The 24,425-nt window shown below is 61.3% G+C and carries 17 protein-coding genes; 5 read left to right on the top strand and 12 right to left on the bottom strand.

The window, feature by feature from the left end:
- Positions 1 to 17 precede the first annotated feature (17 nt).
- The 9 genes from gltB to ACM6J5_RS04100 form a co-directional block, all read right to left on the bottom strand.
- Positions 18 to 4,463, bottom strand: coding sequence for a glutamate synthase large subunit (gene gltB, locus ACM6J5_RS04140; protein WP_095942364.1), 4,446 nt, complete (start codon positions 4,461 to 4,463; stop codon positions 18 to 20).
- A 350-nt stretch (positions 4,464 to 4,813) separates the two neighbouring features.
- Positions 4,814 to 6,415 (bottom strand): AAA family ATPase, encoded by a 1,602-nt coding sequence (locus ACM6J5_RS04135; protein ID WP_414927873.1) that lies wholly within the window; start codon positions 6,413 to 6,415, stop codon positions 4,814 to 4,816.
- A gap of 10 nt (positions 6,416 to 6,425) precedes the next feature.
- A complete protein-coding gene (gene aroB / locus ACM6J5_RS04130; protein WP_095942362.1) occupies positions 6,426 to 7,526 on the bottom strand; it encodes a 3-dehydroquinate synthase in 1,101 nt (366 codons plus the stop codon).
- Positions 7,527 to 7,677: 151 nt separating this feature from the next.
- A complete protein-coding gene (gene aroK / locus ACM6J5_RS04125; RefSeq protein WP_057712350.1) occupies positions 7,678 to 8,196 on the bottom strand; it encodes a shikimate kinase AroK in 519 nt (172 codons plus the stop codon).
- A gap of 4 nt (positions 8,197 to 8,200) precedes the next feature.
- Positions 8,201 to 10,267, bottom strand: a complete 2,067-nt coding sequence (gene pilQ / locus ACM6J5_RS04120) for a type IV pilus secretin PilQ (protein ID WP_414927872.1) — start codon at positions 10,265 to 10,267, stop codon at positions 8,201 to 8,203.
- A gap of 13 nt (positions 10,268 to 10,280) precedes the next feature.
- Positions 10,281 to 10,808 (bottom strand): pilus assembly protein PilP, encoded by a 528-nt coding sequence (locus tag ACM6J5_RS04115; protein ID WP_414927871.1) that lies wholly within the window; start codon positions 10,806 to 10,808, stop codon positions 10,281 to 10,283.
- On the bottom strand, positions 10,805 to 11,428 hold the full coding sequence (gene pilO, locus ACM6J5_RS04110; protein WP_414927870.1) for a type 4a pilus biogenesis protein PilO: 624 nt from the start codon (positions 11,426 to 11,428) through the stop codon (positions 10,805 to 10,807). The genes ACM6J5_RS04115 and pilO overlap by 4 nt, the downstream gene beginning before the upstream one ends.
- On the bottom strand, positions 11,425 to 11,991 hold the full coding sequence (locus ACM6J5_RS04105) for a PilN domain-containing protein (protein WP_095942358.1): 567 nt from the start codon (positions 11,989 to 11,991) through the stop codon (positions 11,425 to 11,427). The genes pilO and ACM6J5_RS04105 overlap by 4 nt, the downstream gene beginning before the upstream one ends.
- Positions 11,991 to 13,055, bottom strand: coding sequence for a pilus assembly protein PilM (locus tag ACM6J5_RS04100; RefSeq protein ID WP_414927869.1), 1,065 nt, complete (start codon positions 13,053 to 13,055; stop codon positions 11,991 to 11,993). Before ACM6J5_RS04100 ends, ACM6J5_RS04105 begins: the two co-directional genes overlap by 1 nt.
- 216 nt (positions 13,056 to 13,271) lie before the next feature.
- On the opposite strand from ACM6J5_RS04100, the gene ACM6J5_RS04095 reads away from it, so the two are divergent.
- On the top strand, positions 13,272 to 15,713 hold the full coding sequence (locus ACM6J5_RS04095; protein WP_371918217.1) for a penicillin-binding protein 1A: 2,442 nt from the start codon (positions 13,272 to 13,274) through the stop codon (positions 15,711 to 15,713).
- A gap of 234 nt (positions 15,714 to 15,947) precedes the next feature.
- On the opposite strand, the gene ACM6J5_RS04090 is transcribed toward ACM6J5_RS04095, so the two are convergent.
- From ACM6J5_RS04090 to rpmE, 3 genes are all read right to left on the bottom strand, one after another.
- The gene (locus ACM6J5_RS04090) at positions 15,948 to 17,216 is read right to left on the bottom strand and encodes a malic enzyme-like NAD(P)-binding protein (RefSeq protein ID WP_056725708.1); all 1,269 of its coding nucleotides are present in this window, start codon (positions 17,214 to 17,216) and stop codon (positions 15,948 to 15,950) included.
- 182 nt (positions 17,217 to 17,398) lie between these two features.
- Positions 17,399 to 18,187, bottom strand: a complete 789-nt coding sequence (locus ACM6J5_RS04085; RefSeq protein WP_095942354.1) for a thermonuclease family protein — start codon at positions 18,185 to 18,187, stop codon at positions 17,399 to 17,401.
- A gap of 35 nt (positions 18,188 to 18,222) precedes the next feature.
- On the bottom strand, positions 18,223 to 18,441 hold the full coding sequence (rpmE, locus tag ACM6J5_RS04080) for a 50S ribosomal protein L31 (protein ID WP_008047849.1): 219 nt from the start codon (positions 18,439 to 18,441) through the stop codon (positions 18,223 to 18,225).
- 286 nt (positions 18,442 to 18,727) lie between these two features.
- Here rpmE and ACM6J5_RS04075 point away from each other — a divergent pair, with 286 nt between their 5' ends.
- From ACM6J5_RS04075 to hslV, 4 genes are all read left to right on the top strand, one after another.
- A complete protein-coding gene (locus ACM6J5_RS04075; protein ID WP_414927868.1) occupies positions 18,728 to 20,947 on the top strand; it encodes a primosomal protein N' in 2,220 nt (739 codons plus the stop codon).
- A gap of 238 nt (positions 20,948 to 21,185) precedes the next feature.
- Positions 21,186 to 22,922, top strand: coding sequence for an arginine--tRNA ligase (argS, locus tag ACM6J5_RS04070; protein WP_150672329.1), 1,737 nt, complete (start codon positions 21,186 to 21,188; stop codon positions 22,920 to 22,922).
- A 1-nt stretch (position 22,923) separates the two neighbouring features.
- A complete protein-coding gene (locus ACM6J5_RS04065) occupies positions 22,924 to 23,631 on the top strand; it encodes an SPOR domain-containing protein (protein WP_095942351.1) in 708 nt (235 codons plus the stop codon).
- Positions 23,632 to 23,866: 235 nt separating this feature from the next.
- Entirely contained in the window at positions 23,867 to 24,397 is a 531-nt protein-coding gene (gene hslV, locus ACM6J5_RS04060) for an ATP-dependent protease subunit HslV (RefSeq protein ID WP_007975582.1), read from the top strand.
- Positions 24,398 to 24,425 lie beyond the last annotated feature (28 nt).

Here is a 24,425-nt window from a genome sequence, read left to right as displayed (position 1 = left end):
AACTCTTCAGGCGCATATCACTGCGGGTTGGCACGGGTGCTGGAAAGCAACGACTTCAGGTTGGCAGCCTTGGGCTTGACCAGCCAGAAACGACGCACGTAATCATCGAGGTTCTCGGCGAGTTCACGACCCCACTCGCTGTCGGTTTCCTCGACGTACTCGTTCAGCACGCGTTGCAGGTGGCTGCGGTAGGCTTCCATCGCCTCGCCGCTGATCCGCTGGATTTCCACCAGTTCGTGGTTGACCCGGTCAACGAAGGTGTTGTCCTGGTCGAGCACGTAGGCGAAACCGCCGGTCATGCCAGAGCCGAAGTTGTAACCGGTCTTGCCCAATACGCAGACAAAACCACCGGTCATGTACTCGCAGCAGTGATCGCCAGTGCCTTCCACGACGGTGTGGGCACCGGAGTTACGCACGGCGAAACGCTCGCCCGCGGTGCCAGCGGCGAACAGCTTGCCGCCAGTGGCGCCGTACAGGCAGGTGTTGCCGATGATGGCACTGTCCTGGGTGCGGTAGACGCTGCCCTTGGGCGGCACGATCACTAGCTTGCCGCCGGTCATGCCCTTGCCGACGTAGTCGTTGGCGTCGCCTTCCAGGTACATGTTCAGACCGCCAGCGTTCCATACGCCGAAGCTCTGCCCAGCCGTACCCTTGAAGCGGAAGGTGATCGGTGCGTTGGCCATGCCCTGGTTGCCGTGCTTGCGCGCGATTTCGCCGGAGATCCGTGCGCCGATGGAACGATCGCAGTTGCAGATATCCAGAGCGAACTCGGCGCCGCTCAGGTCGTTGATCGCCGAGGTGGCCAGGTCGACCATTTTCTCGGCCAGCAGGCCCTTGTCGAACGGCGGGTTGCGCTCAACACCACAGAACTGCGGCTTGTCCGCCGGCACGTGGTCGCTGCCCAGCAACGGGGTCAGGTCCAGGTGATGCTGCTTGGCGGTCTGGCCTTCGAGGATTTCCAGCAAATCGGTGCGACCGATCAGTTCTTCGAGGGAGCGCACACCCAGCTTGGCCAGCCACTCACGGGTCTCGGTGGCGACGTAGGTGAAGAAGTTCACCACCATGTCGACGGTACCGATGTAGTGATCCTTGCGCAGCTTCTCGTTCTGGGTCGCAACGCCGGTGGCGCAGTTGTTCAGGTGGCAGATGCGCAGGTATTTGCAACCCAGGGCGATCATTGGCGCGGTGCCGAAGCCGAAGCTTTCAGCGCCGAGGATGGCTGCCTTGATCACGTCGAGGCCGGTTTTCAGGCCGCCGTCGGTCTGGACCCGGACTTTGCCGCGCAGGTCGTTGCCGCGCAGGGTCTGGTGGGTTTCGGCCAGGCCGAGTTCCCACGGAGCGCCCGCGTATTTGATCGAGGTCAGCGGCGATGCACCGGTGCCGCCGTCGTAGCCGGAGATGGTGATCAGGTCCGCGTAGGCCTTGGCCACACCGGCGGCGATGGTGCCGACGCCCGCTTCCGCTACCAGCTTCACCGAGACCAGTGCCTTCGGGTTGACCTGTTTCAGGTCGAAAATAAGCTGCGACAAGTCTTCGATCGAGTAGATGTCGTGGTGCGGCGGTGGCGAAATCAGGGTCACGCCCGGCACTGCATAGCGCAGCTTGGCGATCAGACCGTTGACCTTGCCGCCTGGCAGCTGACCACCTTCGCCGGGCTTGGCGCCCTGGGCGACCTTGATCTGCAGCACTTCAGCGTTGACCAGGTATTCCGGGGTTACACCGAAACGACCGGTCGCCACTTGCTTGATTTTCGAGCTCTTGATGGTGCCGTAGCGCGCCGGGTCTTCGCCACCTTCACCGGAGTTGGAACGCGCACCGAGGCGGTTCATGGCTTCGGCCAGGGCTTCGTGAGCTTCCGGCGACAGGGCACCCAGGGAGATGCCGGCGGAATCGAAGCGTTTGAGCACCGATTCCAGTGGTTCGATCTCGCTGATGTCCAATGGAGTGTCGAGAGTTTTGACTTTCAGCAGGTCGCGGATCATCGACACCGGGCGGTTGTCCACCAGCGACGTGTATTCCTTGAACTTGCTGTAGTCGCCCTGCTGCACTGCGGCCTGCAGGGTGCTGACCACGTCCGGGTTGTAGGCGTGGTACTCGCCACCGTGGACGAACTTCAGCAGGCCGCCTTGCTGGATCGGCTTGCGCGGACTCCAGGCTTCGGTGGCCAGGGCTTTCTGCTCGGCTTCGATGTCGACGAAACGCGCACCCTTGATGCGGCTCGGCACGCCACGGAAGCTCAGGTTGCAGACTTCCTCGGACAGGCCGATGGCTTCGAACAACTGCGCACCGCGGTACGAAGTGATGGTCGAGATCCCCATCTTCGACAGGATCTTCAGCAGGCCCTTGGTGATGCCTTTACGGTAGTTCTTGAACACCTCATAGAGGTCGCCCAGTACTTCACCGGTACGGATCAGGTCGCCCAGCACTTCATAAGCCAGGAATGGGTAAACGGCAGAGGCGCCGAAACCGATCAACACAGCGAAGTGATGCGGATCGCGAGCGGTCGCGGTTTCCACCAGGATGTTGGAGTCGCAACGCAGGCCTTTTTCGGTCAGGCGGTGATGCACCGCGCCGGTGGCCAGGGAAGCGTGGATCGGCAACTTGCCCGGGGCAATGTGACGGTCGCTCAGCACAACCTGGGTACGGCCCGAGCGCACGGCTTCTTCAGCCTGATCGGCAACGTTGCGGATCGCAGCTTCCAGGCCGACGCTTTCGTCGTAGTTCAGATCGATGATCGCGCGCTCGAAGCCCGGACGATCGAGGTTCATCAGCGAGCGCCACTTGGCCGGGGAAATGACCGGCGAGCTGAGGATTACGCGCGAAGCGTGTTCCGGCGACTCCTGGAAGATATTGCGCTCGGCTCCGAGGCAGATCTCCAGCGACATGACGATGGCTTCACGCAGCGGGTCGATCGGCGGGTTGGTGACCTGCGCGAACTGCTGGCGGAAATAATCGTACGGCGTGCGCACGCGCTGGGACAGCACGGCCATCGGCGTATCGTCGCCCATCGAGCCCACGGCTTCGTAGCCCTGCTCGCCGAGCGGACGCAGCACCTGGTCGCGCTCTTCGAACGTGACCTGGTACATCTTCATGTACTGCTTGAGCTGATCGACGTCGTAGAACGCCGAACCGTGGTCGTTGTCTTCCATGGTCGCCTGGATGCGCAGGGCATTCTTGCGCAGCCATTGCTTGTACGGATGACGGGACTTCAGGCGGTTGTCGATCGCGTCGGTGTCGAGGATCTGACCGGTTTCGGTGTCCACGGCAAAGATCTGGCCCGGCCCCACACGGCCCTTGGCGATCACGTCTTCAGGCTGGTAGTTCCAGACACCGATTTCCGAAGCCAGGGTGATGAAGCCGTTCTTGGTGGTCACCCAACGCGCCGGACGCAGACCGTTACGGTCGAGCAGGCACACCGCGTAACGACCGTCGGTCATTACCACGCCAGCCGGGCCGTCCCACGGTTCCATGTGCATCGAGTTGTATTCGTAGAACGCACGCAGATCCGGGTCCATGGTTTCGACGTTCTGCCACGCAGGCGGAATGATCATCCGCACGCCACGGAACAGGTCGATGCCACCGGTGACCATCAGCTCCAGCATGTTGTCCATGCTCGATGAGTCGGAACCCACGCGGTTGACCAGCGGGCCGAGCTCTTCCAGATCCATCAGATCGTTGGTGAACTTGGTGCGACGGGCCACGGCCCAGTTGCGGTTGCCGGTGATGGTGTTGATCTCGCCGTTGTGCGCCAGGAAGCGGAACGGTTGAGCCAGCGGCCATTTCGGCAGGGTGTTGGTGGAGAAGCGCTGGTGGAACACGCAAATCGAGGTTTGCAGGCGCTCATCGCTCAGGTCCGGATAGAAGGCGGTCAAATCCGCCGGCATCATCAGGCCTTTGTAAATGATGGTCTTGTGGGAAAAGCTGCACACGTAGTGGTCGGTGTCGGCGGCGTTGGCCACGGACGAGCGACGACGGGAGGTGAACAGCTTGACGGCCATGTCCTGATCGCTCAGGCCTTCACCGCCGATGAACACCTGCTCGATCTGCGGCAGACGCTCAAGGGCCAGGCGGCCGAGGACGCTGGTGTCGATCGGCACTTTGCGCCAGCCGACCAGTTGCAGACCGGCGGCCAGGATCTCGCGGTTCATGTTCTCGCGAGCGGCTTCGGCTTTGACCGGGTCCTGGTTGAAGAAGACCATGCCCACAGCGTATTGCTTGGGCATTTCGACGCCGAAGGTTTCCTGGGCGATGGCTCGCAGGAACACGTCCGGCTTTTGAATCAGCAGACCGCAACCGTCACCGGTCTTGCCGTCGGCATTAATCCCACCGCGGTGGGTCATGCAGGTCAGGGCCTCGATGGCCGTTTGCAAAAGGGTATGACTGGGCTCGCCCTGCATATGAGCAATCAGGCCGAAACCGCAGTTATCCTTGAATTCATCTGGTTGGTACAGACCTGCTTTCATAGACACTTTCTCACCAGGCTGCCTCTTATCGAGGCAAATTTCTTTTCAATTCAACCACTTACCATCCGCGCCGAACGTACGCCAGCTTTGCGGGGGCAAAAGGGAGGTCATTGTACACACCGACACAGAGGCTCACAAATTTGACGACGAAATGTCGCAAATCTATGTCGCATTTGTGAAAGGTTTAAAGCGATCTGCTGTGCTAGTCAAAACTTTTTTTAATTCTGACCGCAACGACTCAAAGACTACTGTGACGCAGACACCACAAGGCACGCAGCCCGAAGGGCGGCGCGCACTTGTAGAAATTTTGAGGTGCTTGGAGAGGCGGCCTGGGTAAGGCCGCCGAATCTTCAGCGAGTTGTTGCCAGTTCCTGTTGGACGCTGGCGACAGTGCGAGGCCAAGGTTTACCAGCCTGAACCTTCGCTGGCAAGGCCTTGATGGCGGAAACGGCTGCATCACGATTGGCGAAGTTGCCGTAGGTGATCACGTAGAGCGGCTTGCCATTGAGGACTTTCTTGAAATAACGGTACTCGCCGCCCTGCTCCTTGACGAAGCTTTGCGCGGCGGTTTCGGAGCTGGTGCCGAGGATCTGCACCACGTAGTTGCCCGGTGCCTGGCCGGCGTACCAGGTACCACCAGCGGCCTTGGCCACCGGAGCCGGTTTCTCGGCAGGCTTGGCCGCCGCCGCAACGACTGGCTTGGCTGGCGCTGGAGCAGGCTTTGTCACAGGAGCAGGCGCTGGCTTGGCGGTGGCGACCTGGGTCGGCGCAGGCGTCGGCTTGGCCGCAGGTGTCGGTGTCGGTGTCGGCGCAGGACCGGCAGGAACGCCTGCAGGCGGTGCAGTGGTGGTCACCGTCGGCGGTGTGGCGCTGGAGCCTTCGACCGGAACGCCGTCATCGCCTTCGGTGATGCCGCCCGCGGCTTCAGCCAGCGGGGCGCGCATGACCGGTTGCGAGTTACCGACCAACGGCAATGGCATCGGCTGAGTGTTGCCGGCGAATTCGACGGCCGGTGCACCGCCATTCGCGGTTGGCTGGCCCTGGCCAAGCGGCAGTTGTGCCTGTTCATTGGCCGGAGCACCGGTGGTCGGTGCCTTGTTGCGACCCGGAATCAACCAGGCGGCAGCTACCGCGACCACGACCACGGCGGAAATCGCCAATACGTGTTTCTTCGGCATATTGAACCCCATTTTTGGACGCTTGACCGCTGAGCGGCTGGCGATCATGGCTTCGATCATTGCATCGCGGGCGACCTGATTGATGCTTCCAGGCCAGCCTTCGGAGCTTTCGTGAATATCAGAGATCTGATCCGCGGTGAAAAGTTCGATACCGCGACCCGCGCCTTCGAGCCGCTGCTCCAGATATTCGCGGGTTTCTTCTTCGGTGTAGGGTTGCAACTCGATGACGTGGAAACGCTCTTCCTCGAGATGCAAAGCCTCAAGCTGACCGATCAGCGAGGTCTCACCGAACAGGAACACATGCGGACGGCCTTCAGGCGCGCCGGCAGCCAGGACCATCAGAGCCTCAAGGGCGGACTCGTCGAGTTGTTCGGCGTCATCGACCAGCAGATAGACTTCTTGCCCGGTCAGGGCAAGCTGCACCACCTGGGCCAGAATCGCGTCGGCATCAGCCTGGCCGACGCTCAGCGCCTGGGCAACCTGGCGCAGCACACCGGCCGCATCGCCGGCGCCGCGGGCAGAAACCACCACGCTTTGCACCGATTGCTTGTTGGTGCTGGCGACCAGGGCCTGACGCAACAGGGTCTTGCCACTGCCTTCGGGGCCAGTGACTACCAGCAGCAACTGGCTGTAGCGGGCCAGGTGATGCAGTTGTCCCAGCACGGGTTTGCGCTGGGCCGGGAAAAATTTGAAGCCAGGCACCCGTGGAGCAAAAGGGTCATGACTCAACTGGTAATGGCCGAGGAAAGCCTCGTCGGCATGCAAACTAGTCATCGTGTTCTTATTAACCTTTAAGCTGAGCCAGGGCGCGGTAGTCTGCCCCCAGCGTGGCCTGTAGAACCTCTTTCGGATAATCGTCGGTCACCACCGCTTCGCCCATGTGGCGCAGCAGCACCAGGCGCAAACGACCGTCGATCACTTTTTTATCAATGGACATGTGTTCGAGGAAATCGGCTTCTGTCATCTCTTGCGGCGGAATGACCGGCAGCCCCGCCCGCTGGAACAGACGAATGCCGCGATCACGCTCCTGCTCGCTGATCCAGCCCAGTCGCGTGGACATTTCCAGCGCCATTACCGTGCCAGCAGCCACTGCCTCACCATGAAGCCATACACCATAGCCCATGTGGGTTTCGATGGCGTGGCCAAAGGTGTGGCCCAGGTTCAGGGTGGCACGAACGCCCGTCTCTTTCTCATCGGCACCGACTACCGCCGCCTTCGCCGCGCAGGAGCGCTCGATGGCATAGGTCAGGGCTTGCTGGTCCAGATTGCGCAGGCGGTCAACGTTGTCTTCGAGCCAGGTCAGGAACGGCTCATCACAGATCAACCCGTACTTGATGACTTCGGCGAGGCCGGCGGACAGTTCGCGGGCCGGCAGGGTATTGAGGCTGGCGGTATCGATCAGCACCACGTTCGGCTGATAGAAGGCGCCGACCATGTTCTTGCCCAGCGGATGGTTGATCCCGGTCTTGCCGCCGACCGAGGAGTCGACCTGGGACAGCAGCGTGGTCGGAACCTGGATGAAATCGACGCCGCGCTGGTAACAGGCGGCGGCAAAGCCGGCCATGTCACCGATCACACCGCCGCCAAGGGCGATCACCGTGGTGCGGCGGTCATGCCGGGCGGTCAGCAGACCGTCGAAAATCAACTGCAGGGTTTCCCAGGTCTTGAAGGCTTCGCCGTCGGGCAGTACCACGGAAATCACCGAGAACTGCGCCAGGCTGCGGGTCAGACGTTCGAGATAGAGTGGCGCAACAGTCTCGTTGGAGATGATCGCTACTTGCCGTCCGCGAATGTGCGGGGCCAGCAACTCGGGCTGATCCAACAAACCTTCGCCAATATGAATCGGGTAGCTGCGCTCGCCTAGATCGACCTTGAGTGTCTGCATGTGTCCCCACAGTGAAGATGGAATCAGGCGTTCCGCCCTGAGTTAACGAATATCCACGGCCTCTGCTGGTGTGACGCCGTTCGGTAGCCATCCGCCACAACCTTGTTCGGTCATGGCGGGACGCCGAGGATAGCGCATTTCGCGCGGCGCTTTAACGGGGTGGCAGCTGCTGCAGACGCTCCAGAATGTCGAGTACGACCATTCGTGGCGGCCGCTCATCGGTTTCGACCACCAGGTCGGCAATTTCCCGATAAAGCGGATCGCGGATCGCCAGCAGATCCCGAAGAGTCTTGGCCGGATCGGCGGTACGCAACAATGGCCGATTGCGGTCGCGGGACGTGCGGCCGACCTGCTGCTCGACCGACGCATGCAGATAAACCACTCGCCCACCGGCATGCAGTGCCCGACGATTGGCTTCGCGCATGACCGCGCCTCCGCCTGTCGCCAGCACCACACCGTCGCAATCGCACAGCTCGGCAATCATTGCCTGCTCACGATCACGAAAGCCCGGTTCGCCTTCCTTATCGAAGATCCAAGGGATATTGGCGCCCGTGCGCAATTCAATTTCCTTATCGGAATCTTTGAATGGCAGGCGCAGCTCTTTGGCCAGCAACCGGCCGATGGTGCTTTTTCCAGCGCCCATCGGTCCAACAAGAATCAAATTTCGCACAGAATCAATGACTCACAGCAATCGCCTGATTATTCATGATACGCGGAGTGAGGAATACCAACAGCTCGGATTTTTTCTCCGAAACCACATCACGCCGGAAAAGGCGGCCAAGATACGGCACATCGCCAAGAAATGGCACCTTATCTACAACCTTGCTCTGAGTATTTGAGAAAACGCCGCCAATGACGATGGTCTCGCCATCGTTGACCAGAACCTTGGCATTGACTTCGTTTTTCTTGATGGGCGGTACATCCTGGACCTTGTTCAGGAAGTCCGGTTCGTCCTTGGTGACCTTGACCTCCATGATGATCCGGTTGTCGGGCGTGATCTGCGGCGTCACCTCAAGCGACAGCGAAGCCTCCTTGAACGACACCGAAGTCGCGCCGCTGGAACTGGCTTCCTGGTAGGGAATCTCGGTGCCCTTGAGAATTTTCGCGGTTTCCTTGTCGGACGTGACCACCTTGGGCTGCGAGACGATTTCCCCGTTGCCGGTTTTCTCCATGGCCGTCAGTTCCAGGTCCAGCAAGACATTATCGGTGATGAACGCGATGCCGATTCCCGAGGTGTTGTTGGCTACGCCCATGTCGACAAACGGTGAGTTGGTGCTGGTGCTGCCGGGTGTGCCGATGGTCGATGACCCATTGAGTCCGTTGCTGACACCGGAGGTATTCCAGTTGCCCTTGTTCTGTATCGAACCGCCCCAACGCACCCCGAGGCTTTTGTCATAGTCGACATTGGCTTCGACAATGCGCGCCTCGATCATCACCTGACGCACCGGGATATCCAGTTGCGTGACGATTCTGCGCAGCTCGTCCAGCCGGTCCTGGGTCTGGTAGGCAATGATGTTGTTGGTGCGCTCATCGACGGTGATCGAGCCCCGCTCGTCGGGTTTCGCTTCGGCACTGGTCACCGACTGGAAGAGCTTGGCGATGTCCGCCGCCTTGGCGTAATTGACCTGCAACAGCTCCCGACGCAACGGCGCCAGATCGGCAATCTGCTTCTGCGATTCGAGCTCCTGACGTTCACGGGCAGCAATTTCATCGGCCGGCGCAACCAGCAGGACATTGCCGACCTTGCGCTTGTCCAGCCCCTTGGTTTTCAGCACCAGGTCCAGCGCCTGATCCCACGGCACGTTCTGCAGGCGCAGGGTAATTCCCCCCTGGACCGTGTCGCTGGCCACCAGATTGAGGTTGGTGAAATCGGCGATCAGTTGCAGCACCGAACGCACGTCGATGTCCTGGAAATTCAGCGATAGCTTCTCGCCGCTGTAGGCCTGCTGCCCGACTTTGCGCTTTTGCAGCTCGTCGACCGTCGCCGGGCGAACGCTGATCGTGAGCTTATTGTCAGTCTGATAGGTCGAGTAATCGAACGTCCCGCCGGGCTCAATGCTGATGGTGGCCCGGTCGCCGCTCGCGCTGGCATTGACGAACTGCACGGGCGTGGCGAAATCCTTCACGTCCAGCCGCACGCGCAATCGCTCGGGCAATCGGGTTTTGGCAAATCCGACGATGATCCTGCCCTCGCGCTCTTGTATCTCGGGCGCAATCGATGGATCCGACAAGTCGATCACCACGTTGCCTTCGCCCTGGGTTCCCCGCTGGAAATCCACACCCCGAATGGCTTTGCCTGCCGTGGCGGCTCGAACCGGAACCGGCATTGCTGTGGCCGCCGGCCTGGATGACGACGGTTTGACTCCCTGCCCGACAACGACCAGCAAATTGTTGCCTTCAATTCGCGAATCATACGGGGCCGGCTGAGCCAGGTTGATGATCAATCGCGTACGGTCCCGGGCTTCCACCACCGTCGCACTACGGGCATTTCCACTGCCGAGATCGCGAGTCTTGCTGGCCAGCCGACTGGCGACACCCGGCAAATCCAGAGCAATCCGGGCCGGCGAATCCGTCGTGTAGCCGTGGGGCACCGGGGGCGGCGCATCGAACGACAACTTCAACTCGACACGGTCACCCGGCAGCGCAGCGACATCCAGCGCCTTGAGATTGGCCGCTTGTACCATCGGCGACAACAACGCTATCCATAGCGAAAGGCCGACGGTGGGAAAAATCCTGTTCATTTTTGGAGTTCCACTATGAGTGCTCTTTCAAGGAAATGGTCCGGGGACGCTCCAGCCAGGCACCCTGACCATCAGGGACAATTTCAACCACATCGACTTGAGAGCCGCTGATCGCAACGACCCTTCCTTCGTTACGCCCCAGGTAATCGCCGACTTTCAGACGGTGCACCCCACCCGCCCCGCGCAGCAGGGCATAGGAGCCTGTTGCATTGGAAAGGGTGCCGACCATTTCAAACTGCTCGATGTTGAAGCCTTCGAGGTATTGCTTAACCCGAGCCGGGTCGGGTTTGACGTTATGCGAGCCCCGCCGACGGGTCGCCAGATCTGTGCTGATCTGCGGCGAGAACGGGCTGCGCAGATTCGCCGCGTTGTAAGTGAATGCCGGGTAAGACCGGAAGACCGGCATTGGTTCAATCTTCCCCGGCCCATGCAGGCGCGTTTCGTTCATGTACGCATCCAGACCGGTGTAGTCGTCGCCTGCGTCACAACCGGACAGGGCAAACAGCAACACCACCACCGAAAAACAACGTGCCGGACTCATTGATGCTGTCCCTTGTCGTTGTAGCGGTAGGTCTTGGCGAGGATGGTCAAGCGCAGCTTCGGAGCGCTCTCGGGGTTGACGGGGGCAAGATCGAAATCGTGCAAGGTGACGATTCGCGGCAACCCGGCCACACCGCTGACGAACGTGGCCAGGTCATGGTAGTCCCCGGTGACCGTGATCTGGATCGGCAGCTCGATGTAGAACGGCTGGGCGACCTCCGGCAACAGCTTGATCTCTTCGAACTCCAGGCCGCTGCCCAGCCCCGTACGCGTAATGTCTTCGAGCAAGCCGGGCACTTCGGTGTCGCTGGGCAATTGTCGCAGCAGTACGTCGAAGGCGTTCTCCATCTCCTTCAACTGCCGGGTGTAGAGATCCAGATTCGCCGCCATGCGGGCTTTGCCGGCGAACTGTTCCTTGAGTGTCGACTCTTCCTCGCGCTTGAGGTCGAGCTGGCTCACAAGGTCGCGGGTGGAAAAGCTGTAGCCAAAGATCAGCACCAGAAGCACAAGCAAACCAGCCACCAGAAACTTGATCGCCGGCGGCCAGGAACCCACGTTGCTGGTATCCAGATCATTGATGTCGATCTTGCGCAGCCCTTCGAACCATTCGGACAGGCTCATTTGCCACCCTCCGGCGCTGCGGGCTGAGCCTGGCGAACGGTCAACCGGAAGATGTTGGCCTGCTCCACCTGACCCGCAGCCGTAGCCTTGACTTCGGTCAGGCTCGGCGCATCGAACCAGTCTGATGCCTCGATATTGCGCATCAACTCTGAAACACGGTTGTTGGATTGCGCGGCGCCGGTGATGGACAAGGTCTTTGCGGTCATTTTCACTTCGGTGAAATACACGCCGTCGGGCAGGGCTCGCGCCAACTGATCAAATACTCGCCCGCTGATTTGGCGATTGCCTTGCAGCTCCTGAATGATGCTCATGCGTTCGACCAGTTGCTGACGGCGCGCCTTGAGATCATTGATCTGTGCGATCCGTTCATCGATCACGGCGACTTGCTTGCCTATGTAATCGTTACGGGCGACTTGCCGGTCGATGGCACCGCTGATGACCTGGTTCGCGACCAGCACCGCACCCATCGCGCCCATCATTGCCGCCACCAGGACCAGCAGGAAACGCTTGCGGCGAACTTCACGCCGCTCTTCGCGCCAGGGTAAAAGGTTGATCCGCGCCATCAGTCGAAGCTCCTGAGGGCCAGACCGCAAGCGATCATCAACGCCGGGGCATCACTCGCCAGGGCAGCACCGTTGATCTTGCTGCCCAGAATCATTTCGCAAAAAGGGTTCGCAACCTGGGTCGGCGTGCCCAATTGCTGCTCGATCAAACGGTCCAGCCCCGGGATCGACGCCGTACCGCCGGCCAGCAGGACATGGTCGACGGCGTTGTACTGGCCTGAGGCAAAGAAGAAATGCAACGAGCGCGACACCTGCTGCACCAGCGCCTCTCGAAATGGCTGCAAGACCTCATCGGCATAGCTTTCCGGCAGACCGCCCTTCTTTTGCGCCAGCCCCGCCTGCTCCAGTGTCAGGCCATAGCGACGCTGGATTTCCTCGGTCAGTTGCCGACCGCCGAACAGCTGTTCGCGGGTGTAGATAATCCGCCCGTTGTGCAACACGCTCAGGGTGGTCATGGTCGCGCCAATGTCCACCACGGCGACCGTCGAAGGCTTCCCGGAAACCACGAGTCGGCCGGCCAGCAGTTCGAATGAACGCTCCAGCGCGTAGGCCTCGATATCGACCACGCGGGCGGTCAGCCCCGCCAAGGCCAGGGCTGCCTCGCGAAATTCGACGTTTTCCTTGCGACAGGCGGCGAGCAGCACGTTGACACGTTCAGGATTGCGCCCGGAGGTGCCCTGGACTTCAAAGTCGATCGCGACTTCGTCCAGGGGATAAGGAATGTACTGATCGGCCTCGATCTTCAGCTGGCTTTCCATCTCGTCCTCGGAAAGACCGGCCTCCATCTCGATGGTCTTGGTGATCACCGCCGAGCCTGCCACGGCCACGGCCACGTTCTTGAGGCCGGTTCTGGCCTTGGCCAGTGCGCGTGCGACGGCCAACCCCACGCCTTCGAGCTCGGCGATATTCTTTTCGATCACCGCGCCGACCGGCAACGGCTCGACCGCATAGGCCTCGACCCGATAGCGTTCACCCTGACGGCTCAACTCAAGCAGTTTCACCGAGGTGGAGCTGATGTCGATTCCCAGCAGCGTATTGGATTTTTTGTTGAAGAGTCCTGGCACTACCAATTCCCTATGACTTTCCGTGAGTTACGGACTCTGCAATGTCCATTGCGTTCAATCCGCCCGTCTTGACAGCAGCGCCAGCCACGCTCCCGATCAGAAAAATGCTTATAATGCCCAGCGTTTTTTTCCGCATTTGCTCAAGCGCGGGTCGTTCTCATTTAGCCTGAACCCTGTTGCCCAATTCATTTTTACCCTGGATATCCAAAAGCCTTGATTCGTCTGCTGAAGTTTTTCGGTTGGTCCATCGTCGCGGTTTTCTGCGGACTCCTTCTGGGTCTGAGCGGGGCGTACCTTTACCTTAGTCCCGGACTTCCGTCCGTGGAGGCGCTGAGAAGCATCCAGTTGCAGATCCCTTTGCGGGTCTACAGCAGCGATAACAAGTTGATCGCAGAGTTTGGCGAAATGCGCCGTACGCCGATCCGTTTCGCCGACATTCCCCCCAATTTCATCAATGCGTTACTAAGTGCTGAAGACGACAATTTCGCCAACCACTACGGCGTCGATCCGAGCAGCCTGATGCGTGCCGCGACCCAGCTGGTCAAAAGCGGGCACATCCAGTCCGGCGGCAGCACGATCACCATGCAGGTGGCGAAGAACTTCTTCCTGACCAGCGAACGCAGCTTTTCGCGCAAGACCACCGAAATCCTCCTGGCCCTGCAGATCGAACGTCAGCTGACCAAGGACGAGATCCTCGAGCTGTACGTCAACAAGATCTATCTGGGTAACCGTGCCTACGGTATCGAGGCGGCGGCGCAGGTCTATTACGGCAAATCAATCCGCGATGTCAGCCTGGCGCAAATGGCAATGATCGCCGGCCTGCCCAAGGCGCCGTCGCGTTTCAACCCGCTGGCCAACCCGGCGCGCAGCAAGGAACGTCGCGACTGGATCCTGGGGCGCATGTACAAGCTCGGAAAAATCAGCGAGGCCGACTACACCGCGGCGATCAACGAGCCGCTGAACGCGAGCTATCACGTGCCGACGCCGGAAGTGAACGCCCCGTACATCGCCGAAATGGCCCGTGCCGAAATGGTCGGGCGTTATGGCAGCGATGCGTATACCGAGGGCTTCCGCGTCACCACCACGGTGCCGAGCGACCTCCAGGAACTGGCCAACACGGCGGTCCACGAAGGTCTGATGACCTACGATCAGCGCCACGGCTATCGCGGGCCTGAGTCGCGGCTGCCGGGCAAGACTCGCGAAGCCTGGGCAACCGAGTTGACCAAACAACGCATCATCAGCGGCCTGGAACCGGCCATCGTGACCCAGGTCGACAAGAACGGCCTGCAAGTGCTGACCCGCACCGGCCAGGAACACGTGAACTGGGACACCATGAAGTGGGCCCGGCCGTTCCTGAACACCAACAGCATGGGCGCCAACCCGAAACAACCCTCGGACGTGGCCCAGGTCGGCGATCTGATTCGCGTGCAGCGTCAGCCGGACAACTCGCTGAAGTTCAGCCAGATCCCGCAGGCACAGGGCGCGCTGGTGTCCCTGGATCCGCAGAACGGCGCCATTCGTTCGCTGGTCGGCGGCTTCGCCTTCGAGCAGAGCAATTACAACCGCGCATTGCAGGCCAAGCGCCAACCGGGCTCGAGCTTCAAACCCTTCGTCTACGCCGCTGCGCTGGATAGCGGCTACACCGCCTCCAGCCTGGTGAACGACGCACCGATCGTGTTCGTCGACGAGTACCTGGACAAGGTCTGGCGCCCGAAGAACGACACCAACACCTTCCTCGGCCCGATCCGCCTGCGTGAAGCGCTGTACAAGTCACGCAACCTGGTGTCGATCCGCTTGCTGCAGGCGATGGGCGTCGGCAAGACCATCGACTACATCACGCGCTTCGGCTTCAACAAACAGGACCTGCCGCCCAACCTGTCCCTGGCGCTGGGCACCGCGACCCTGACGCCAATGGAAATCGCCACCGGCTGGAGTACCTTCGCCAACGGCGGCTACAAAATCACCCCGTTCATCATCGACAAGATCGAAAGCCGCAACGGCGACACGCTGTTCGTCGCCAACCCGCCGAGCGTGCCTCAGGGCGGCGCCGCCAGCGATGGCATTGCCGCGCCAGCCGCCCCTCAAGCCTTCACGGTCAACGCAACACCGGGTGAAGCCCCGGGCACTACGTCGACGCCACAAGCTCCCGCCGTGGCCGAACGCATCGTTGACGGGCGCACCACGTACATCCTCAACAGCATGCTTGAGGACGTGATCAAGCTCGGCACCGGCCGCCGTGCGCTGGCCCTGGGTCGCCCTGACATTGCCGGCAAGACCGGTACGACCAACGAATCCAAGGATGCCTGGTTCTCCGGCTACAACGCCGATTACGTGACGACCGTGTGGACCGGTTTCGACCAACCGGAAAGCCTCGGCCGCAAGGAATTCGGCGGCACCGTCGCGCTGCCGATCTGGATGAACTACATGGGCGCCGCGCTCAAAGGCAAACCGCCACATACGCAACCGGAGCCAGAAGGCATCCTCAGCCTGCGAGTCGATCCGATCAGCGGCCGCGCGGCCAGCCCGGGCACCCCGGGGGCCTACTTCGAACTGTTCAAGGTCGAAGATACGCCACCGTCGGGGAACGAACTGGGCAACGGCCTGGCACCTGGCAGCCCGCTGCCGGCGGATGAAGCGGCACCGATCGATTTGTTCTGATTGGATGACGCAAGGCAAAAAGCCCCGCTCTTCTTTTGAAGGCGGGGCTTTTTGATATCCGGGTTTCTTGTAACACCGCCATCGCGAGCAGGCTCGCTCCCACAGGGGTACGCATTCCAATGTGGGAGCGAGCTTGCTCGCGAAGAGGCCCTGACAGGTGGCGCAAAACTGTCAGACACAAAAAAAGCCCCGACTCTCACAAGCCGGGGCTTTTCGTTGAAGCGCTACAACGGCTTAGCCGTTGAACACGTCATCCACGCTTTTGAGCGGGTAGTTCTTCGGATACGGCAGGGTCGCCACACCGGTCTCGATGGCGGCTTTGGCCACGGCATCGGAGATCAGGGTGATCAGACGGGCATCCATTGGCTTCGGAATGATGTACTCACGACCGAATTCCAGCTTGATGCCGCCGTAGGCGTCGCACACTTCCTGAGGGACTGGCAGCTTGGCCAGTTCACGCAGGGCGTTGGCCGCAGCTACTTTCATTTCTTCGTTGATGCGCTTGGCGCGAACGTCCAGGGCACCACGGAAGATGAACGGGAAGCCCAGTACGTTGTTGACCTGGTTCGGGTAGTCGGAACGACCGGTGGCCATGATCACGTCGTTACGGGTAGCGTGCGCCAGTTCCGGTGAGATTTCCGGATCAGGGTTCGAGCACGCGAACACGATCGGGTTCGGCGCCATCGACAGCAGGCCTTCAGCGCTCAGCAGGTTCGGGCCGGACAGACCAACGAACACGTCAGCGCCTTGCAGGGCGTCAGCCAGGGTGCGCTTGTCGGTCGCGTGAGCGAACACAGCCTTGTACTGGTTCAGGTCGTCACGGCCGGAGTGGATCACGCCGGTACGGTCGACCATGTAGATGTTTTCGATGTTGGCGCCCATGCTCACCAGCAATTTCATGCAGGAGATAGCGGCGGCGCCGGCGCCCAGGCAGACGATCTTGGCTTCCGGCAGGGTTTTGCCAGCGATTTCCAGGGCGTTGATCATGCCGGCGGCGGTCACGATAGCGGTGCCGTGCTGGTCATCGTGGAATACCGGGATATCGCACTGCTCGATCAGAGCGCGTTCGATTTCAAAGCACTCTGGTGCCTTGATGTCTTCCAGGTTGATGCCACCGAAGGTGATGGAGATGCGCTTGACGGTGTCGATGAAGGCTTGCGGGCTTTCGGAGTCGACTTCGATGTCGAAAACGTCGATGCCGGCGAAGCGCTTGAACAGTACGCCTTTACCTTCCATCACTGGCTTGGAGGCCAATGGGCCGAGGTTACCCAGGCCGAGAATCGCGGTGCCATCGGAAATGACTGCAACCAGGTTGCCTTTGCCGGTGTATTTGTAGGCCAGTTCAGGATCGCGGGCGATCTCGCGGACTGGTTCGGCTACGCCCGGGCTGTAGGCCAGCGACAGGTCGCGAGCGGTAGCAGTGGCCTTGGTGAGCTCGACACTCAGCTTCCCTGGACGAGGATTGGCGTGATATTCGAGAGCGGCAGTTTTCAGATCAGACATTTTGGCATTCCGCTTTTACTGTTGGACAGACTGGTGAGCGAGGATACGCGCCTCGCAAAGTCCCCACAAGACTGACCGGTCACCCCTGTCAAGCGCCCGGCCCTACGACTTTGGGCCAAGAGCCACGGCACACAAGGGCTAGACTGTTCACAATATACGGAAAAAATGTCTACAACTTTTTATCACTGCACGACTTGAAGCATCACCGGGTCGGTCAAGGGCAACATCCAGCGCGCCTGCCCTTCTTTCAGTCCGCCACGTCGCGAACGATCCAGGACCCAGCCGCGCGCCTCGATCTGCTTGCCTTCGAGCCTTTCCAGCGAGGCCGCATCGAACCGCCCCAGGAGATTGGGCGCAACCTTCAATACAACCGAATCCTGCAATTCGATCCAAACCCCGCCGCGATTGCGTTGAACCTTGCTCACACGACCGCTGAGCACCGCGAAACCGGAAGTGCTGATCTGCTCCGCTTTCAGTACAGGCGACTGGCGCCATACACCGAGCCCCGCCTGTCGAGCGCTGCTTTCTGCGGCTTGCTGACAGGTGACCAGATCGACATTCGGCGCCACGGCCACCTGAAAACCCAGGCCCTCAGCGAGCATTTGCGCTTCGAGGTTGGCACCATCGGCACCGTAGACATGGGCCAGGGTGCGGCCGTAATGGTCTTGGCTGTCTTTACCTGGCAGCAAAGCAACCTGCCCATCGCTCGCCGCCACCAAGGCTTCGAGTCGCTTGCGCGCGACCACCGCGAACGGTTCGTCGGAACGGCCATTCTTGCCCAGCTCCGGCGTGTTCAAGCCGATCATGCGCACGCTGCGGCCATCGCTCAGGCGCAGGGTGTCGCCGTCCACCACCCGCTGTACCGCAACGGGCGTCAGGCCGCTGGGTGCCGGACAAAATGCCTGGGCGCCGGATAGCCAAATCGCGGACATAAAAAAGGCGCCCGCGAGGGACGCCTTTTTCATCAGCATGGAAAAACCGGAACGGCTTCCCAAGTTGATTGGCCTTAGGCCTTTTTCGCGCCGAAAGCACCGAAACGGTCGGCGAAGCGCTGAACGCGGCCGCCAGTGTCCAGAGTCTTCTGCTTACCGGTGTAGAACGGGTGGCATTCGTTGCAAACGTCGATCGCCAGGGCTTTGCCGAAGGTCGAACGGGTTTCGAACTTGTTGCCGCAGCTGCAGGTAACAGCAACTGCTGGGTATTCTGGATGGATATCAGCTTTCATGGTGTCTTCCTCAGGCTAGCGTGCCGCCACCCAACACTATTGTTGAATACCGCACGTAATTAGGCCGCGGATTCTACCAGACAATGCCAATCACGCAAGCTGTCCCTGAGACCGACCGTCTGCTAGGCTCCCGGCCCAATACGCGATCCCCTGTAGGAGTGAGCCTGCTCGCGATAGCGATCTGCCAGTCGCCGCAATGTTGACTGCAAGATTGCTATCGCGAGCAGGCTCACTCCTACAGGTTATATGTCCTGCCCACTATTGTTTGTTGATCGAGACCCCCCGCGTGCCCAACGCCATTTTGCGCCTCGCCCTGCCTTCGCCGCTGCGCCGCCTGTTCGACTACCGCGCTCCGGCCGGCGTCCTGCGCGTCCATCTGCACCCTGGCATGCGCCTGCGGGTACCGTTCGGCCGGCGCGAGATGATCGGCATTCTGGTGGAGGTCACCGACACCAGCGAAGTGCCGGCCGAGAAGCTCAAGCCGGCCCTGGCCCTGCTTGACGCTACGCCACCGCTGCCACCGGCACTGTTCAAGCTGTGCCTGTGGACGTCCCAGTATTACCAGCACAGCCTCGGCGACACCTTGAGCTGGGCGCTGCCGGTGTTGCTGCGCCAGGGCGAGCTGGCCGAAGCGCGCCAGGAGCGTTTCTGGTCCGCCGCACCGGGGGCCAGCCTCGACGATCCGCGTATCGCCCGCGCCCCGCGCCAGCGCGAAGCCCTGGCCACGCTGGCCCAGCATCCCCATGGCGTCGCCCATCAATTGCTGAGCAAACTGATGCTGAGCAAGGACAGCCTGGATTTGCTGCTTGCCAAGGATCTGGTGCAAGTCGAGATCCGCCGACACGCCCCGGGCGCACGCCACGAACACTGGCTGGCGCAACCGGAACTTGCGCTGAACCCGGAGCAGCGCGCCGCCTATGAGGCTATTCGCGCCGGCTTCGACAGTTATCACGCGTTCCTGCTGGCCGGCGTCACCGGCAGCGGCAAGACCGAAGTCTATCTACAGTTGATCCGCGAAACCCTCGAGGCCGGCAAGCAGGCGCTGGTGCTGATCCCGGAAATCAACCTCGGCCCGCAGACCCTGGCGCGCTTCGAACAGCGTTTCAATGCCCGTATCGCGCTGATCCATTCGGCGGTCAATGACCGCGAACGCCTCGAGGCCTGGCTGGCCGCCCGGGACGGCGAGGCCGACATCATCATCGGCACCCGCTCGGCCCTGTTCACACCGATGAAGAACCCCGGCCTGATCATCATCGACGAAGAGCACGACGGTTCCTATAAACAGCAGGAAGGTTTGCGCTACCACGCCCGCGATCTGGCATTGGTGCGGGCGCGACAGGAAAACATCCCGATTGTCCTCGGCTCCGCCACCCCGTCTCTGGAAAGCCTGCACAACGCCTACACCGGCCGCTACGGGCTGCTGCGCTTGAACGAGCGCGCCGGCGGCGCCAAACAGCCGCGTTTCCTGCGCCTGGATGTCAAAAGCCGCCCGCTGGACAGCGGCATTTCCGGGCCGATGCAACAAGCCATCGGCCAGACCCTGGCCGCCGGGCAGCAGGTTCTGGTGTTCCTCAACCGCCGCGGCTTCGCCCCGACCCTGCTGTGTCATGACTGTGGCTGGATGTCCGAGTGCCAGCGCTGTGATGCGCGGATGACCGTGCATCAGCGTTATGGCGAGCTGCGCTGCCACCATTGCGGCTACGTCGAACGCGTGCCGCGCCAGTGCCCGAAGTGCAACAAGGTCGATCTGCGCCCCGTGGGCGCCGGCACCGAACGGGCCGAGGAGCGCCTGGCGATTCTGTTCCCGGACTATCCGGTGCTGCGGGTCGACCGCGACAGCACATCGCGCAAGGACGCAATGAACCAGCTGTTCGCGACCATTCAAAAAGGCCAGCCGTGCATCCTGATCGGCACGCAGATGCTTGCCAAAGGTCACCACTTTCCACGGGTGACGCTGGTGTCGATCCTCGACGCCGACGGCGGCCTGTTCTCCGGTGACTTTCGCGCCAGCGAGCGCATGGCTCAACTGATCGTCCAGGTCGCCGGCCGCGCCGGTCGCGCCGAAGAGCCGGGCAAGGTGATTATCCAGACGCACCTGGCCGACCACCCGCTGCTGGTGCAATTGACCGAGCAAGGCTATTTCGCCTTCGCCGAACAGGCCTTGAGCGAACGTCGTGCGGCCGGGTTGCCGCCGTTTGCGCACCTGGCACTGCTGCGGGCCGAGGCGCATAAACCGGGTCAGGCCGAAGGTTTCCTGGATGAGGCCTGCAGCGAGGCGGAGCGTTTGCTGACCGAGCAGAATCTGACCGGGATCGAGTTATTGGGACCGGTCCCCGCACCGATGGAACGCCGGGCCGGGCGTTATCGTGCGCAACTGTTGGTACAGGCTACGGCGCGGGCCCCCTTGCATCGATTGCTGGCCAGCTGGTTGCTGGTGCTGGAGCAGATGCCGAGCGGGCGGGCGGTGCGCTGGTCTCTGGATGTCGATCCGGTCGATTTGTATTAATTTGAAGATTGCCATCGCGAGCAGGCTCGCTCCCACAGGGGCTTGGTGGTGAATGCAGAATTTATGCACATCCGAGATCCACTGTAGGAGCGAGCTTGCTCGCGAAAGCGGTCGAATTGTCACCACACATCCACATCCTGCCTGCTAAGGTTGGCAAGCCCGTCTTCGCAACGGATAATGCCCAGTTTTTCCACCAGCGCATGATGCGCCGCCGCGCCTGCGGTCGAAAGAGAAGACCATGAAAGACACCATTCGCCAGCTGATCCAACAAGCCATCACCCAACTCGTCAACGAAGGTGTGTTGCCTGAAGGCCTGTCGCCGGCGATCCAGGTGGAAAACTCCCGCGACAAGAAGAACGGCGATTTCGCCAGCAACATCGCCATGATGCTGGCCAAGCCGGCCGGCATGAAGCCCCGCGACCTGGCGGAAAAAATCATCGCCGCGCTGCCGGCCGACGAAAACGTCGCCAAGACCGAAATCGCAGGCCCCGGCTTCCTGAACTTCTTCCAGAACACCGACGCCCTGGCCTCGCGCCTGGACGCCGCCCTGGCCGACGCCCACATCGGCGTACGCAAGGCCGGCCCGGTGCAGCGCACCGTGGTCGACCTGTCGGCACCGAACCTGGCCAAAGAGATGCACGTCGGCCACCTGCGCTCGACCATCATCGGCGACGGCGTGGCCCGTGTGCTGGAATTCCTGGGCGACACCGTGATCCGTCAGAACCACGTCGGCGACTGGGGCACCCAGTTCGGCATGCTGATGGCTTACCTGCAGGAAAACCCGATCACCAGCGACGAGCTGTCGGACCTGGAGAACTTCTACCGCGCCGCCAAGCAACGCTTCGACGAGTCCGAAGAGTTCGCCGACCGCGCCCGTGGCCTGGTGGTCAAGTTGCAGGCTGGCGATCCGGACTGCCTGGCGCTGTGGACCAGGTTCAAGGACATCTCGCTGTCCCACTGCCAGAAGATCTACGAACTGCTCAACGTCAAACTGACCATGGCCGACGTGATGGGCGAAAGCGCCTACAACGACGACCTGATCAACGTGGTCAACGACTTGAAGGCCGCAGGCATGCTGGTCGAGAGCAACGGCGCCCAGTGCGTGTTCCTCGACGAGTTCAAGAACGCCGACGGCGACCCGCTGCCGGTGATCATCGTCAAGGCCGACGGCGGCTACCTCTACGCCACCACCGACCTGGCGGCCGTGCGCTACCGCAGCGGCAAGCTCAAGGCCGATCGCGCGCTGTACTTCGTGGACCAGCGCCAGGCCCTGCACTTCCAGCAAGTGTTCGCCGTGGCCCGCAAGGCCGGTTTCGTGACCCATCCGATGGAAATGGAACACATGGGCTTCGGCACCATGAACGGCGCTGACGGTCGTCCGTTCAAGACCCGTGATGGCGGCACCGTGAAGCTGATCGACCTGCTGACCGAAGCCCAGGAGCGTGCCTACACCCTGGTCAAGGACAAGAACCCGGAGCTTGCCGAAGCCGAGTTGCGCAACATCGCCAAGGTGGTGGGCATCGGTGCGGTGAAATACGCCGACCTGTCCAAGCATCGCACCAGCGACTACAGCTTCAACTTCGACCTGATGCTCAACTTCGAAGGCAACACCGCACCGTACCTGCTGTACGCCTACACCCGCGTGGCCGGCGTGTTCCGCAAGCTGGGCAAGGACTTCAGCGAAGTCGACGGCCAGATCGTCCTCGAAGCGGCGCACGAACACGAACTGGCTGCGAAGCTCGCACAGTTCGGCGAAGTGCTGAACAACGTGTCCGAAAAAGGCACCCCGCACATCCTCTGCACTTACCTGTACGACGTCGCCGGCCTGTTCTCCAGCTTCTACGAGAACTGCCCGATCCTCGCCGCCGATACCCCGGCGCAAATGCAGAGCCGCCTGCGCCTCGCCGCGCTGACCGGACGCACTCTCAAGCAAGGCCTGGAACTCTTGGGCCTGGAAACTCTGGAGCGAATGTAAGTTGGCCGCCAAGAAAAAACCTGCACCCAAGCGTGGCGCCAGCCGTTACCAAGCTCCTGCAAAGCAACCGATCCCGGGCTGGCTGTGGATGGCCATCGGCCTGACGGTCGGCGCCTTCATCGTATTCCTGATGAAGCTGGAACCGGGCAAGGGCAGCGATACGGTCAAGCGTGAGAAAGTCGAGCAACAGCAGAAAGCCAGCAAGATCGCCGAGGCCAACAAGACCCCGCCGAGCCCGACGCAACCGGTGAAGCCGAAGTACGACTTCTACACCTTGCTGCCGGAATCGGAAGTCATCGTGCCGCCGGATGCCGTGCCGGAGAAGACCCTGCCGACGCCGCAAGTGCCGGCCATCCCGACCACGCCGGTCACCCCGGCCGAAGCGGCGAAGATCGACACCGCGCGCGCCCAGGCTGCTTTGGCCGGGATTACTCCGCCTCCTGCGCCACCGGTCAAGGCTGCGCCGGTGACGAAGTTTTTCCTGCAGGCTGGCTCGTTCCGCAAAGAGACCGATGCGGACAAGGTGCGGGCGCAGATCATTCTGCTGGGCCAGGCCGTGGCGGTTGAGTCCGGCACGGTGAAAGACGAAACCTGGTATCGGGTATTGGTCGGACCGTTCAGCAACCGGGAACAACTGACCACCGCGCAGAAACAATTGGCGGGCGCAGGCTTCAGCAATTTGTTGTTACAACAACGCCAGAGCCGCTGATTCCTTCAGAACCACCGCGTCATCGTTCATCGCCAGCAGGCTGGCTCCCACAGGGTTGGCGCAGAACCCTGTGGGAGCCAGCCAGCCTGCTGGCGATGGCGTCAGACCAGACAACACAACCTTACCTGCGAAACACCACTCGTCCTCTCTCCCGCCCTACAGTTGAAATCCTCTCCACCACCCCCATATGAATGGGCATAAGGCATTTTCGCCCCGCTGCGTGGAGACTCTTCCCTTGACCACCATCGTTTCAGTTCGCCGCCACGGCAAAGTCGTCATGGGCGGCGACGGCCAGGTTTCCCTTGGTAATACCGTGATGAAAGGCAACGCGAAAAAAGTTCGCCGCCTGTACCACGGCCAGGTCATTGCCGGTTTTGCCGGTGCCACCGCCGACGCCTTTACCCTCTTCGAACGTTTCGAAGGCCAACTTGAAAAACACCAGGGCCACCTGGTGCGCGCTGCCGTCGAACTCGCCAAAGAATGGCGCACCGACCGCTCTCTGAGCCGCCTTGAAGCCATGCTCGCGGTCGCCAACAAAGACGCCTCCCTGATCATCACCGGCAACGGCGATGTGGTTGAACCGGAAGACGGCCTGATCGCCATGGGCTCCGGCGGCGCTTACGCTCAAGCAGCTGCCAGCGCACTGCTGAAAAAGACCGACCTGTCGGCCCGTGAGATCGTCGAAACCGCCCTCGGTATCGCCGGCGACATCTGTGTATTCACCAACCACACCCAGACCATTGAGGAGCAGGACTGCGCCGAGTAAGCCCGTGCAGCCATCGCACCACGGCTCA

The sequence above is a fragment of the Pseudomonas sp. IT-P74 genome (assembly GCF_949768175.1).
Taxonomy (GTDB): Bacteria; Pseudomonadota; Gammaproteobacteria; order Pseudomonadales; family Pseudomonadaceae; genus Aquipseudomonas.
This window is presented reverse-complemented; position numbering and strand designations above follow the sequence as displayed.